Consider the following 12,818-nt stretch of genomic DNA (forward strand, 5'->3'; position numbering starts at 1 on the left):
AATAACTTTCTATTGTCTTCTGAGTCTTTTTTCTTATCTTCTCTGCTTTGATGGCTACCACTACTGAAACCAGGGTTATTTATAACTGTAGTATGACCACCAAACCATACGCGTCAAGTTAAGGAAATAAAGGTATGAAAGAGATAGAATAATAAGGTATAAGTTCTCCCAGATATACTTTTAGTGAGAGAACCAATGAATAAAATAACTTGCTTATCAAAAAAGCTCAAAGAATTTTTTAATGAAAAAGCAGAGAAAATCTCAATTACAACAAGGTTTATAAAAAGAAAGAGAAAGCTAAAAGGTTCATCATTCGTAAAAGCCATGGTCTTGGGTAATATAGGAGTTGATAATTGTAGCGTAGAAACAATGTGTCAATTACTAAACGAGGACTCGATAGATATAACAAAACAAGGTTTGGATTTTAGATTTACTGAAGAAGCAGTGGAATTTATGAAAAGGATGTATAATGAATCTGTGATTCTCTTTAAAAATATCTTGCAAGTTGATTGCAAAATCTTACAGCAATTTAATAGTGTTAAATTATTGGACAGTAGCTATATTACTCTACCTAACAGTATGGAAGAGATGTATAAAGGTTATGGTACTAGCTACAGTGGCTATGAAAGCAATACTAAGTCTGGAATAAAGTTACAATTAGTTTTCGACTACATGAATCAGATAATAGACCAACTTAATTTAACGGAGGGGGTAAGATCAGACCAGGGATATAGGAAACATTTAAGTAATATATTAAGCAATGATTTGCTAATATCTGATCTCGGTTATTTTGTGCCAAGTTCTTTTAAACAAATCAATGAAATAGGAGCTTATTTCATAAGTCGTTATAAATCCGATACCAACATATATGATGTAGAAACAAATCAAAAAATGGAGTTATTAGAATGTTTAGAGGATAAGTTATTTTTAGAAAACGAGGTATTGTTAGGAAAAGAAGCAAAAATTAGAGTAAGAATTATATGTCAGAAACTAACTGAAGAACAGTCTATGGCCAGAAGAAGGAAAGCTAATAGATTAGCAAGATCGCAGGGATATACATCCTCTAAAAGAAATCAAAAATTGTTGAACTGGTCAATATTTATAACTAATGTTCCAGAAAATAAAATTAGTGCTGAGCAAGTATTAACGATTTACAGAGTAAGGTGGCAAATTGAGTTATTATTTAAATTGTATAAAAGCCATATCAGGCTTGATAAGCTAAAAGGAAAGCCATGCAGAGTATTATGTGAACTATATGCTAAATTGTGCGCAATTCTTATATTTCACGGCATAGTTGGTTGCACAGAAGTGAAAAAGAATACAGAACTTAGCTTAACAAAGGCATTTATTGAGCTAAAAAGGCGGGTTAGAGAGTTATTTTTAGTATTAACCAAAATTAATAGTTTAAAAGCATTTCTTAAAAAACTCACTATAACTTGGTCGCGATTTTCATTAAAAGACAAACGTAGAAGGGCTAGAGTATCCACTTTAACCTCTCTAAATTTGCTCACAATCTCTTAACTTGACGCGTATGCTTTTTTGAACATTCCCAACGAAAAAAGAAAAACAAGGTTTAATTTTCTTTTTTATTTGCGATTTATCTATTAATTAACCGTGAAAGGTTACGTGTAATGCTTCTTCACATAATTATCAATAATTGCCTTAAATTCTTCAGAGACATTATCACCTTGTAAAGTTTTGAAATATTTGCCGTTTTTGTAGACTGCTGAAACAGGTTTTTCTCCATATCCAGGTAAGCTGATTCCCAAATTTGCGTGTTTGCTTTCTCCAGGACCATTTACTATGCATCCCATAACAGCAATGTTCATATGCTCTACACCTGGATTTTTTTTCTTCCACATCGGCATATGAGTTTTTATATAGCCATTCACCTCTTCAGTTAATATACGAAAACGATCGCTACTCGTGCGCCCACAACCAGGACATGAATTAACCTGAGGGTTAAAGTGTCGCAAGCCTATAGACTGCAATATTTCCTGACACACCACCACTTCATTAGTACGCGATTCACCAGGACGTTGAGTCAAAGAAGCCCGTATTGTATCTCCAATGCCATTTTGCAATAAATAAGTAAGCCCTGCTGCGGTATTTACCACACCTTTATTGCCCATACCAGCCTCAGTTAAACCCAAATGCAGCGCATAATTGGAAGATTTTGCAAGTGCCATATAAACTAAAATTAAATCTTGTACTTTGCTAACTTTACATGAAATGATTATTTTGTTTGAATTTAGACCAATTTCTTCAGCTTTTTTTGCACTATCAAGAGCAGACATTACAAGTGCTTTGCGCAGTATAACGTCAGAAGGCCTTGAATTACTAAGCGAAGAGTTTTCATCCATCAATTTTTGCAAAAGGTATTTATCAAGACTACCCCAATTTACCCCAATTCTAACCGGAAGATCGTGCATTATTGCATACTCTATAACCCTTTCAAACTTCTCATCACGTTTGTTGCCAAAACCTATATTGCCTGGGTTTATCCTAATTTTACCCAGCATTTTGATGTTGTCTGGATAATCTTGAACTAATTTATCTAGCTCATACTGACCACAGCCTACCAATATTTTACCGTCAAAACCTTCTTTATTTATCTCTTCTACTATATAAGGTATGGCTCTTGCTACCTCCTCTGAGTTCAAGGCAATTCGCACCAATTCTGAACCTGTACGCGCTAGTTCTGTTATTTCTTTTGCATAATGTTTTGCGCTACTTTTTATATTATCAGAATCTATATGCACACCAAGCGCCATAGATTGTACAACTACAGGATTATTTCCGCCTATCTTTACTTTTCCAACTTCTACAACATGAGTTTTGTGCCTGGAAATCTGCGATAATTCATATGTATTATCATTCAATATCAGGTCTTTATCTAGCATATTATTAATGGCCAATATTGTGATACTATTTTACTGTGTCAGCTACACTGCCAAATGAACTTGAACCATTCAAACTATAAGCATCTACGTTATCCAAATTAGCAATAGAATCATGTGAGCACGTTCTTCTTGATGGAGTTTCTTTTATAGTGACATTTATAGGAGAAACTTTCTTTTCTCGTGTTGAAGTAACTTTCTTCTCTTCTTGTTGTTCACTTTCATGCTGCTTATTTTCATACTGGAAAACTGACTCTTGATCTATAAATACAGCACCCCTTAAACGTGCGATATTAATACCATGCTGATTTATCATAGTGCTCTCTTCATCGTCGACTATGCAAGCTTCCATGTCATTTGGCTCATTATCAAGACTAGCAATTTTTTTCTCTTTTAATTTTTTGATTAGATCTTCTTTATTTATAGCTCGATCTTGTAATTTTTTTTTCTTGAGCAATTCCCTACGCTTCTCATACAGTTTATATGACTCAGCAAAATCCTCATCTGTATGAAAGTTTGCACCACCAGGGTTACCAGGAGGTATGTATCTCTTACTGAGCTTAGATTTAGCTTCAGCACTATGCACAGTAAAAAAGCTAGAAACCAAAAACATTAATATAAATAAAATTTTAGAAAAAACCCTAAGCATATGGTGCTATAGTAAATATCGTGTTTTAAAAGATAGCAATTAACAAACTTTAAGTAAACCAGAATCTTTACTAACTTTACAATACAAATATTTTTCTAAAAAGTGATATGTTTGCTATCAAAAAAACCTACGCAGACTAAGAGAAGAGTAAGGTGTTACAAGTTGCGTAACACCTTTTCAAGAAAAGTGTTATGCAGCTATATGTTTGCAACTTTTAAGTTATTCTGTAGTTTTTCAGTACCATCGGTAGTATCTACATTACTAAGTTTTGCGTCTGGCGTATCTTTAGATAAGTCGTTTTTCTTCTCTTTATCAAGCTTAACTCCCTGATAGATACAGAATGCAACAAAACTAGTTATTGCTATTGCGGCAACAGCACTGACTATGATACAAATTGCCATTATTTTTTGTTGATCTGCTACTGCCTCTGCAAGTGTTTCCACTTTTTCTTGCAGGCCGTTTAAGTGCTCTTGCATAGCTTGAAACTGCTTAGTACCAATCTTGTCTTCTAATGCACTAAAAACTTTTTCAAACTGCTCAACATCTATCTTTTGAGCTTCTTGCCATTCTTTTAATGCACTAAATACCTTTTCAAACTGTTTAGCATCTATCTTTTGAGCTTCTTGCCATTCTTTTAATGCACCAAAAACTTTTTCAAACTGCTCAGCATCAATTTTTTGACTTTCTTGCAATTCTGTTACACCTAACCAATTGCACAAAATTCCTTTTACCATTTTAACCCCCTAGTTAATTAATATATTATAATTTTACATTCCCAATGTTTAAATTATTATTAAATTAACTGTCATTATGTATTGACCTTTTAATAATTTTGTTTGACTTGCTTTTTGAAAGTGCGGAAACTTAAATTAAGGTATTACAAGATTGTTATTCAACCAATATCTCTCTTTTCCCTGAGTAATTTGGAGCGCTGACAATACCTTCCTTTTCCATTCTTTCAACGATGTTTGCTGCTCTGTTATAGCCTATTCTAAGCTGCCTTTGAATGTAACTGGTTGAAACTTTTTGATCTCTTTGAATGATGGCCACTGCTTGGTTATAGAGGTCATTTTCTTCATCCTCCGTTTCATCGTGTGACTCTGTAGAAGAATTTTCATCTTCTTTAGTGATTTCCTCCATGTAGTTTGGCTCACCTTGCATTTTCAGATGATCAACTATATCTTGCACCTCATTATCACTTACAAATGGGCCGTGAACTCGAATGATCTTACCACCAGAGGCCATATAGAGCATGTCACCCATGCCGAGCAATTGTTCAGCCCCTTGTTCGCCAAGTATTGTACGGCTATCTATCTTAGAAGTAACAGCAAAACTGATTCTCGTTGGAAAGTTCGCCTTTATCACACCTGTGATCACATCCACAGATGGGCGTTGTGTTGCCATTATGATGTGTATTCCTGCAGCACGAGCCATCTGAGCTAAGCGTTGAATAGAGCACTCTATTTCTTTGCCGGCAACAAGCATCAAATCTGCCATTTCATCCACGATCACTACAATATACGGAAATGTTTCCATCTTGATTGGTATTTTTTCAAACAGAGGTTTGCCTGTTGTTGAGTTAAAGCCAATCTGCACAACGCGCTCCAATTCTATTCCACTCTTCATCGCTTCTGTGATTTTTTGATTATAGTTTATAACATTGCGTACATTCAAATACGACATCATGCGATAGCGGTTTTCCATTTCTTTCACTATCCACTTAAGAGCGACTACAGCCTTTTTTGGCTCTGTTACTACTGGCGTTATTAGATGTGGTATTGCATCATATATTGAAAGCTCAAGCATTTTGGGGTCGATCATTATCATCTTGCATTCGTCAGGACTTAATCGATAAACGAGTGAAAGAATCATAGTGTTAATCGCAACTGATTTACCAGACCCTGTGGTTCCAGCAACGAGCAAGTGAGGCATTTTAGTTAGATCTGCAATAACTGGTTTTCCACTTATTTCTTTGCCAAGCGCAATTGGAAGATTTAAGTTTGCATTTTGGTATTCTGGTGATTCAAGCAAATCACGCAGCATTACAATTTCCCGTTCCTTGTTCGGCAACTCTATTCCCATAGCATTTTGCCCACGAATTATTGAAATACGTGCAGAGAGTGCACTCATCGAACGTGCAATGTCATCTGCAAGGCCAATTACTCTTGCAGATTTCGTACCAGCTTGTGGTTCAAGTTTGTATAAAGTCACAACCGGCCCATAGCATACACTGATAATTTTTCCTTGCACGCCAAAATCACTCAGGACTTGTTCCAGCAGAGATAAATTTTTATTGCTCTCCATTTCATTCAGCTGTTTTCTCTGCAAAGACTCCTCTGCTTTGGAAAGTAAATGAATGCTTGGAAATTCGAACTCACTGAAAATTTCTTTGGTGGCTTTTTTCTGTCTTTCTTTTGGTTGTTGTTTAGTAGTGATTTTAGTTTTATGTTTTTCTTCTACTACTAATGGTGCAACTGAATATTCAGCAGTTTTATGTGATCTGAAGAATGGAACATTTACAAATAAGCAAGCTATTTTTTTACATAAGAAGAATAGAGAGTAAATTGTTCTCTTCCAACCAACAGATCCTACAAGACCTATTAATGTTACTATCACAAATACATAAAACGGGCAGTTATTAACGAGTGCATTCCCTATTATTCCACTGTGTCTGTACCTTGCTGTGATGCCTAGCGAAAGTTGTGGTAATATAGCACATACCCCTAAATTGATTAATATTAAATAGAGAATTTTCAGCAGTATTTTTGCTGGCCTGAAGATCAACAAGTAAACTATGGTTGTAGCTATTGTAACACTAGTTAATCCAAGAAATTGAACCAATATATCAGCTAAATATGAACCTACTATTCCACCTAAATTTGTCACTTCCTCATTTGTAGCCGTGTTTAAGGAAGGATCTTTATAGTTATAGCTAAAAACTGATATATATATATATATTAAAAGGGATAGATATATTGCTGATTTTAGATATTTTTTTAACATCTACCTAAAGTAGTAAGCTACTGTATATTTTACAAAGTGAATTGTTATTAGCAATATCATTATAGATAAATCTAATCCGTTGAACGGTGGTATATATCTTCTAATAATCTTTAGTGGTGGATATGTCAATTGGTTCAAGATGTGCATTATGCTACTGACAGTTTCATTATATATGTTCACCATATTAAGTTTAACCAGCCAGTTTAGGACAACCCAACATATTAGAATGAAGCTATAAAGATCAAGTAACGTATTGAGTAGATATATGATTGGATGCATACATATCTATTACACGAAAGTTATATAAAAGACAAGTATTTAGCCTTTTCAAACTCAAAATGTTGTTTTTGCTGAACCAAAAAAAACTTCATTTTTTGAGCTGCGCAAAGCCACCTAAAGTAGAGAATGGACAAGGAAGGAGGGGTGTATAATATATATTAATGTTGATATTTATTTCTTATAAATATCATCTCTATGTCCTATCTCTGTGATAGTTACTATATGATCTAATTGATTTACTCTGTAAATTACACGATAGTCACCAACTCTTAGCCTTCTACGTCCTTTTAAGTTATGATGTAGTGGTTCACCAAAATTTATTGGGTCAACTGTAAGACGTTCTTTTATAGCCTTTTGAACTTTTAGCCTTATTGTCTTTGGAAGGTTTGGTAAATCTTTTTCAACAACACTCTTTAGAGACTTAACCTTGTAACACTCTAATCCCACTTAATATCTTCAAAATCAACTGTTTCTGCACCTTCAACATCACGCTCATCAGAAATTTTAGATACTAAAAAATCCTCCATTTCAAGCTCAACTGCTTCTCTAAATAGTTTTCCTGCTAATTCTTGAACGGGCTGTTTAGTAAATTCAGATAATTCAGCAAGATGCTTCAAAGTTTCTTCGCTAAGAGCTATGTTAATGCCTGAATTTGCCATATGTTTTACCAAAGTCCACTAATAATTATACAACATTTTTTTTAATTTTTCAATAAAGAAAGGAGTGGTGTATAAAAATATATTTAATGTTTCAGTAGGTCCAATATTGCCTGCTTGTAAATATTGTCCCTGTGTCCTATTGAAACAATAATTACTATACGTTTTACAATATTTACACGGTAGACAATACGATAATCATCAGCAACTTTTATTCTTCTATGTTCCTTTAATCTCTTGCGTAGCAACACACCGTTACCAATAGGATCAGTCTCAAGATACTCTTTTATTGCATCTTTAATACTTGGCTTTACATCTTCCGGCAAGGAAGGCAAATTTCTTTTAAGAACATGCTTTAGATATTTAATGGTGTATTGCTTATTTCCAGATGTCTTCACTATCCTCTACTTCTTCTGCATCATCAGAATTTAACTCCCTAATAATTTTGGAAAATGCAATATCTTCCGCTTCAAGTTCGATTGCTTCCTTGACTAGCTTTTCTGTTAATTTTTGAACAGACTGCTTGGTGGCTCTAGCTAGTTCAACAAGATGCTGCGAAGTTTCTGGGTTGAAAGTTACACTAACTTTTGAATTTACCATAAGCTTTACCAAAGTCTACTACTATAGCTATTTTACAACATTTTTTTTAATTTTTCAATAAAGAAAGGAAGGAGGGCTGTATAAAAATATATTTAATGTTTATCAAGTAGCCTTCTCATAAATGGTGTCTCTATGTCCTGCTGTAGCAACAAACACCTTATGTTTTGCAATATTTACAGTATAAATAATTCGATAATCACTAACCCTTATTCTTCTATACCCTTTTAGCCTGCCACGTAATGGTTTACCAAATTTAATTGGATCAGTTGTAAGCCGCTCGTTTATCGCTTTTGTAATCCTTGATCTTATTGTTTTTGGAAGATTTAGAAAATCTCTTTCAGTAAAGTTTTTTGAGTAGACAATATCGTATTTCAGTTTATGTCCTCTCCCTTTCAGATAGTACTGTGTTCCAGTCTACATCCTCACATTCCTTAATAGTTTTATATAACGCAATATCTTCTACTTCGCACTCGATTCCTTCGATGACTAACCTTTTTGCTAGTTCTTGAACGGATTCCTTGGTGATTTCAGCTAACTTAGTAAGGTTATGTGAAGTTTTTGGGTCAAAAGTTATACTAATTCCTGAATCTGTCATATGTTTTACCAAAGTCTACTAATAATTATACAACATTTTTCTGAATTTTTCAATAAAGGAAGTTGATGATATGTAAGAAAAATTTTGCCACCTGCGTTAATAAATAATTAAAGATTTAGCATACTTATCTACCCTCTATTCTATTACTTAAGTTAGACCACTTTTTTCTATTAATATTTTTTGTTTATAAAGATGAGCAGTTACTCATCACGCAGTTGATCTATGGATATAATACTACCGTTTGATAGTTTTTCAGTACATTTTTCACTTTTGTATTCTTTATCAGAGTCGATACTGATTTTGTCAAATATTAAAACATCTCCTGAAATTTTATCACGAAACTCACTAATAGCAAAAAACGGTATAGTAATTCGCTCTTGTTTTCCTTGAAAACTCAAACTGACGCTAAATTTATCCTCAGAAACTTTTAAATCATAGAATTGATGCTGTAATATAATAAGCATTTGAGTAGGGTATGACTTTTTCAAACGATCTGGCATGGTCACACCATTAAAATATGTGAAAAATAATATTTCTAAGTGAGGGATAAAACCATTACCTGATATAACATCTAAAGTCTTTTTGATAACTTGAAACTTAGCAGAATTAAGCAGTTTTTTGTAATCTGTTTGCTCCATATAACTTTCACATACGTAAATTTTGGGGGAACTTCTGTTACCCGGCGTTCCCTAAACCGTGCTTTAGTAATAAACCGGTTGTGCTAAATTAAGCAGCAACACGATATTCTTCAGCAGCAAAATTATCGTTTGCATTTAAATTATGAACTCTTAGCGGTGGTGTCTAACCGAGCAAAGCTACCATCTTTACTATGCATGTCGATCCTTAATCGCCCCCGTATAATTAAAAAACATGGTGGAGGCGCCGAGTACTGCCCTCGGGTCCAATACACCTATTACAAGGTAATTTTATTGCTATAGTACACAAAATGTACATAGCTATTATATAGCAACATTAAATAAATGTCAAGATATTATGACCTTAAGTTGATTTATTGCTAAAACAAAATTAATATTTCCAGTAAAAAATTCTGTGCTCTTAACCTGACACATATGGCTTTTTGAATACTCCCAATGAAAATATTTATAAATAAATATTTACTCTTCTTTTTTATTGTTTTTAGGTTTTTCTTGATCAACCATTTCTCCACCGATCTCTTTTATTTTTAGTATCAACGACTCTGGTACATACATGTCAATTACTTCTTCTGCTGTCACAAATAAAGCCTGATAAGAGTGTGAATTTATTATCCAATTAGGCAATATGTCTTCTGCTTCTATTTTATACTCTCCCTCTTTTTTGTCATATACTGTGTAGCAATATAAGTGCACAGCAAAAAATAATACATAAGAGAGCAATATTCCTTTAAGCACTCCGAGAAAGATTCCAGTAACTCTATCGATAAACCCCAACCTTATGGGTAATAATATGTACATTAGCCAGTTATTTATTATCATGAATATAAGATTAAGTATAATAAATACAGAGATTGTAGAAAGTATGTTTAGTGTAACTTTAGAATCAAAATATTTACTATAATTTGGAGTGAAAAAATCATAGTGATTAGCTGTCAGAAAGACCGATAAAAATAGAAACATTAGTGCGCATAGCTCTTTTATAAAGCCTCTAGTTACCGAGATTATTACGCATAGAACAACAATGAAGATAATTAGGCTATCGAAAAGCATGTTTTATATCTATATGGTTTTCAAGATATAATAGTTGTAAATAACAAGGTTGTAAAATTAATTGTATTTATGCTGCATCAATTGATCTAAATACCTAGCGATCATGTCAATTTCTAAATTCAAATAATCATTTACTTTGTTGTACTGAAAAGTTGTATTTTCCCATGTATAGGGAGTGATATTTACTGTAAATTCCTGATTAATAACTGAATTCACTGTGAGGGAAACCCCATCTAGTGTAACGGAGCTTTTTTTTGCAACAAATTTAATTAATTCTTGTGGGCACGATAGTTTGATTTCATGAGAATCTAAATTTTGATTAATTGTTAAAAATTTTACTATCCCATCAACATGACCCTGAACCAGGTGGCCATCGATCTTATCGCTTAATCTCATTGCTTGTTCGAGATTTATTTTTTTTCCTATTCTCCACGTATTTAAGTTAGCAACCTTCATAGTTTCTTGAGATGCTTGGACTGTAAATATATCGCTCATTATATCAACAACAGTTAAACACACACCAGAGCAAGCTATTGAATCTCCTTTATTTATAGAGGATAAATTTTGTGTCTTGATATGGAAAATTTGATCAGAGTTGGAGTGAGTGGTAGTATCAGTTATAGTCCCGATATCCGTGATAATTCCTTTAAACATATGGTGAAAATAAATAATTTTACCATGAAAGATCTCTTAGGACAACTTGTTTACATTTTGGGTAAGTTTAAATGCGAGAAGGAGATTTGTTCTGTTCAATAGATTCTATAGAATATTCAGAATATATAAAGCGAGCTAAATTCAAAATACACAGCGCGATTAATATTGGCAACCCTATGTTCAATGCTAACCCAATACTTTCCCTTTTTTCTGGTGGCACTAATCCTTTTAACATTGACACTTTTCCTAATGGAAAATGCCATAAGCAAAGTGTTGATGCAGATGCTACTATTATAAATAGACAAAAATAAGCCTTTTTTGAGGAAAATACAGTTTTTAACGGTGATTTGAGTGTAATGTTAGTAGGTGGTAGAGTTTTAGCTTCATTTGTTGCTGGTGAAAGATCTTTAATTGGTAAAGGGTTTGTAGATTTATGAGGAGTATTTTCATGTTGTGGAGAAGGTTGTTGTATATAAACACCTGAAACTAATTTAAGCAATTGCTCTTTTTTTCTATATACTTGTTTTTGTAAATATTCTTTACCTAAAAGTGAGTTACTAAGAGGTTGTGGCCTTTCGAGTATCTGTAATACTTCTGATATTTCGCCTGGCTCTAATATTGCATGTAATTGTTTATCTTGAAAGTAAACAATATTGAATACTGAGCTGAAAATATTGCAAAATGTTTCTGGATCTTGATTTTTGTATCCACTCATCACTTCAATAAATATTTTATCGAGTTTTTTCCCCCTGTGCTCAATTTGGTTATCTATCATAGCTACTCTAGCATCATTTTGTGCTTGTTTTATGGCTAATGGTTTTTCTTTCTCTGATAGTTCTTTGGTCTGCTTTTTTGACTTCTTTTTTCTGTTAGCCTTAAAATACTCTGTGTGCGAAGTAGTTTGACCGAAATCAGAAATAAGCATTGTGACGTCTTCTATTCTTCTTTCTTCGATTCCATCTTTTTGTGTTACCTTGTCCTGTTTTGTCTCTTGAAGTGTTGGATGGTAAGTCAAAGCCCTCTGGTTTCGTATGGACAGTTTTGGTGGCTGTTGAAAGAAGAATTGTATTGTATTAAAAAAATTGGATAGCCGAAAAGAAGATCCAAACCAAAAAAAATTGTCACGCATTGCAGCAACAACTATTGGAACCCGCATCACTTGCTTTTTACTACTTGTTAAATTATAGCCAAACAGGCCTGTAACTGGTACGATTTGTTTATTTTGTGCATTTTTTTGGTTAGTTTCACTCTGTTCTTTTTTGTCTTCATTTTCAGTTTTTTCTGCATGTTGTAGCTTTTCATTTAGAAATAACTCGATTTGGTACAAGTTGTCCAGGTTAATGTTTTCAACGTCTGTTTGTAGCGTTATCGTTGTGCCCTGCAGAAGGATTTGAGGCGGAGCACTATTTACGAATTCTTCTACAGTTTTATAACTGTTAGTTTTACAGTAGTTATTATATAGTTCACTGCTTTCTTTGGGCACTTTTATGTTGGCTGTAAATTTTTTTTCCCGGGAAAGGCAGATTTTGAAAAAATCAATTAAAGGGTTTATTCGAAATAATCTTATATTAAAGGTGTCTTTATCTGTTGCTGTTAGCTCAAATGAAAATTTTTGTATATTGCTTTCAATACTTCTCGAGCGAATAGCACTGATCTTAATTGTTTCGCTAGAAAATGCTTTACTTATGTTTCTGGATTTTTCCTTAAAGAGCTTAGGTAAATCCTCTATTTTATACTTATTCTTAGTTTCAGTGTTACTGTTGTGCATAGTTGATA

General features: G+C 33.4%; 16 protein-coding genes and 1 other RNA gene. 1 reads left to right on the forward strand and 16 read right to left on the reverse strand.

Going from position 1 to position 12,818, the window contains the following annotated elements; translation table 11 throughout:
• The first annotated feature begins 195 nt into the window (after nt 1-195).
• Nucleotides 196-1,521: an IS4 family transposase gene (locus OM961_RS01865; RefSeq protein WP_264339118.1), complete on the forward strand. Its 1,326-nt coding sequence runs from the start codon at nt 196-198 to the stop codon at nt 1,519-1,521.
• Between the two features lie 101 nt (nt 1,522-1,622).
• On the opposite strand, the gene ispG is transcribed toward OM961_RS01865, so the two are convergent.
• From ispG to OM961_RS01945, 16 genes are all read right to left on the reverse strand, one after another.
• Entirely contained in the window at nt 1,623-2,903 is a 1,281-nt protein-coding gene (ispG, locus tag OM961_RS01870) for a flavodoxin-dependent (E)-4-hydroxy-3-methylbut-2-enyl-diphosphate synthase (protein ID WP_264339243.1), read from the reverse strand.
• A gap of 25 nt (nt 2,904-2,928) precedes the next feature.
• Nucleotides 2,929-3,549 carry a TRP75-related protein gene (locus tag OM961_RS01875; RefSeq protein WP_070356736.1) on the reverse strand — a complete coding sequence of 207 codons (621 nt, stop codon included), beginning with the start codon at nt 3,547-3,549 and terminating at the stop codon, nt 2,929-2,931.
• A 197-nt stretch (nt 3,550-3,746) separates the two neighbouring features.
• On the reverse strand, nt 3,747-4,283 hold the full coding sequence (locus tag OM961_RS01880; protein WP_264339244.1) for a hypothetical protein: 537 nt from the start codon (nt 4,281-4,283) through the stop codon (nt 3,747-3,749).
• A gap of 154 nt (nt 4,284-4,437) precedes the next feature.
• On the reverse strand, nt 4,438-6,552 hold the full coding sequence (locus OM961_RS01885) for an FtsK/SpoIIIE family DNA translocase (RefSeq protein ID WP_264339245.1): 2,115 nt from the start codon (nt 6,550-6,552) through the stop codon (nt 4,438-4,440).
• On the reverse strand, nt 6,553-6,831 hold the full coding sequence (locus tag OM961_RS01890) for a YggT family protein (protein ID WP_006279515.1): 279 nt from the start codon (nt 6,829-6,831) through the stop codon (nt 6,553-6,555).
• Between the two features lie 171 nt (nt 6,832-7,002).
• A complete protein-coding gene (locus OM961_RS01895; protein ID WP_264339246.1) occupies nt 7,003-7,278 on the reverse strand; it encodes a type II toxin-antitoxin system RelE family toxin in 276 nt (91 codons plus the stop codon).
• Nucleotides 7,269-7,490, reverse strand: a complete 222-nt coding sequence (locus OM961_RS01900; RefSeq protein ID WP_006279415.1) for a hypothetical protein — start codon at nt 7,488-7,490, stop codon at nt 7,269-7,271. Before OM961_RS01900 ends, OM961_RS01895 begins: the two co-directional genes overlap by 10 nt.
• 83 nt (nt 7,491-7,573) lie before the next feature.
• Nucleotides 7,574-7,885, reverse strand: a complete 312-nt coding sequence (locus OM961_RS01905) for a type II toxin-antitoxin system RelE family toxin (RefSeq protein ID WP_253303024.1) — start codon at nt 7,883-7,885, stop codon at nt 7,574-7,576.
• Complete coding sequence (locus OM961_RS01910) at nt 7,866-8,099, reverse strand: hypothetical protein (RefSeq protein ID WP_370273913.1); 234 nt, start codon at nt 8,097-8,099, stop codon at nt 7,866-7,868. The genes OM961_RS01905 and OM961_RS01910 overlap by 20 nt, the downstream gene beginning before the upstream one ends.
• Before the next feature lie 90 nt (nt 8,100-8,189).
• Nucleotides 8,190-8,483: a type II toxin-antitoxin system RelE family toxin gene (locus OM961_RS01915; RefSeq protein ID WP_306700832.1), complete on the reverse strand. Its 294-nt coding sequence runs from the start codon at nt 8,481-8,483 to the stop codon at nt 8,190-8,192.
• Complete coding sequence (locus OM961_RS01920) at nt 8,464-8,694, reverse strand: hypothetical protein (protein WP_264339247.1); 231 nt, start codon at nt 8,692-8,694, stop codon at nt 8,464-8,466. The genes OM961_RS01915 and OM961_RS01920 overlap by 20 nt, the downstream gene beginning before the upstream one ends.
• A 188-nt stretch (nt 8,695-8,882) precedes the next feature.
• The gene (locus tag OM961_RS01925; RefSeq protein ID WP_006279412.1) at nt 8,883-9,320 is read right to left on the reverse strand and encodes a ClpXP protease specificity-enhancing factor SspB; all 438 of its coding nucleotides are present in this window, start codon (nt 9,318-9,320) and stop codon (nt 8,883-8,885) included.
• A 23-nt stretch (nt 9,321-9,343) separates the two neighbouring features.
• Nucleotides 9,344-9,673: a transfer-messenger RNA gene (gene ssrA, locus OM961_RS01930) on the reverse strand.
• A 124-nt stretch (nt 9,674-9,797) separates the two neighbouring features.
• Nucleotides 9,798-10,388 (reverse strand): CvpA family protein, encoded by a 591-nt coding sequence (locus OM961_RS01935; RefSeq protein WP_015588828.1) that lies wholly within the window; start codon nt 10,386-10,388, stop codon nt 9,798-9,800.
• 57 nt (nt 10,389-10,445) lie between these two features.
• Complete coding sequence (locus OM961_RS01940) at nt 10,446-11,042, reverse strand: riboflavin synthase (protein WP_151808045.1); 597 nt, start codon at nt 11,040-11,042, stop codon at nt 10,446-10,448.
• A gap of 67 nt (nt 11,043-11,109) precedes the next feature.
• Nucleotides 11,110-12,810, reverse strand: a complete 1,701-nt coding sequence (locus OM961_RS01945; protein ID WP_264339248.1) for a hypothetical protein — start codon at nt 12,808-12,810, stop codon at nt 11,110-11,112.
• Nucleotides 12,811-12,818 lie beyond the last annotated feature (8 nt).

The organism is Wolbachia endosymbiont (group A) of Cydia splendana, from assembly GCF_947179475.1.
Taxonomy (GTDB): Bacteria; Pseudomonadota; Alphaproteobacteria; order Rickettsiales; family Anaplasmataceae; genus Wolbachia; species Wolbachia pipientis.

Coding starts and splice junctions, on each gene's coding strand:
- OM961_RS01865 (WP_264339118.1), top strand. CDS start 196: ATGAATAAAATAACTTGCTTATCAAAAAAGCTCAAAGAATTTTTTAAT.
- ispG (WP_264339243.1), bottom strand. CDS start 2,903: ATGCTAGATAAAGACCTGATATTGAATGATAATACATATGAATTATCG.
- OM961_RS01875 (WP_070356736.1), bottom strand. CDS start 3,549: ATGCTTAGGGTTTTTTCTAAAATTTTATTTATATTAATGTTTTTGGTT.
- OM961_RS01880 (WP_264339244.1), bottom strand. CDS start 4,283: ATGGTAAAAGGAATTTTGTGCAATTGGTTAGGTGTAACAGAATTGCAA.
- OM961_RS01885 (WP_264339245.1), bottom strand. CDS start 6,552: ATGTTAAAAAAATATCTAAAATCAGCAATATATCTATCCCTTTTAATA.
- OM961_RS01890 (WP_006279515.1), bottom strand. CDS start 6,831: ATGCATCCAATCATATATCTACTCAATACGTTACTTGATCTTTATAGC.
- OM961_RS01900 (WP_006279415.1), bottom strand. CDS start 7,490: ATGGCAAATTCAGGCATTAACATAGCTCTTAGCGAAGAAACTTTGAAG.
- OM961_RS01925 (WP_006279412.1), bottom strand. CDS start 9,320: ATGGAGCAAACAGATTACAAAAAACTGCTTAATTCTGCTAAGTTTCAA.
- OM961_RS01935 (WP_015588828.1), bottom strand. CDS start 10,388: ATGCTTTTCGATAGCCTAATTATCTTCATTGTTGTTCTATGCGTAATA.
- OM961_RS01940 (WP_151808045.1), bottom strand. CDS start 11,042: ATGTTTAAAGGAATTATCACGGATATCGGGACTATAACTGATACTACC.
- OM961_RS01945 (WP_264339248.1), bottom strand. CDS start 12,810: ATGCACAACAGTAACACTGAAACTAAGAATAAGTATAAAATAGAGGAT.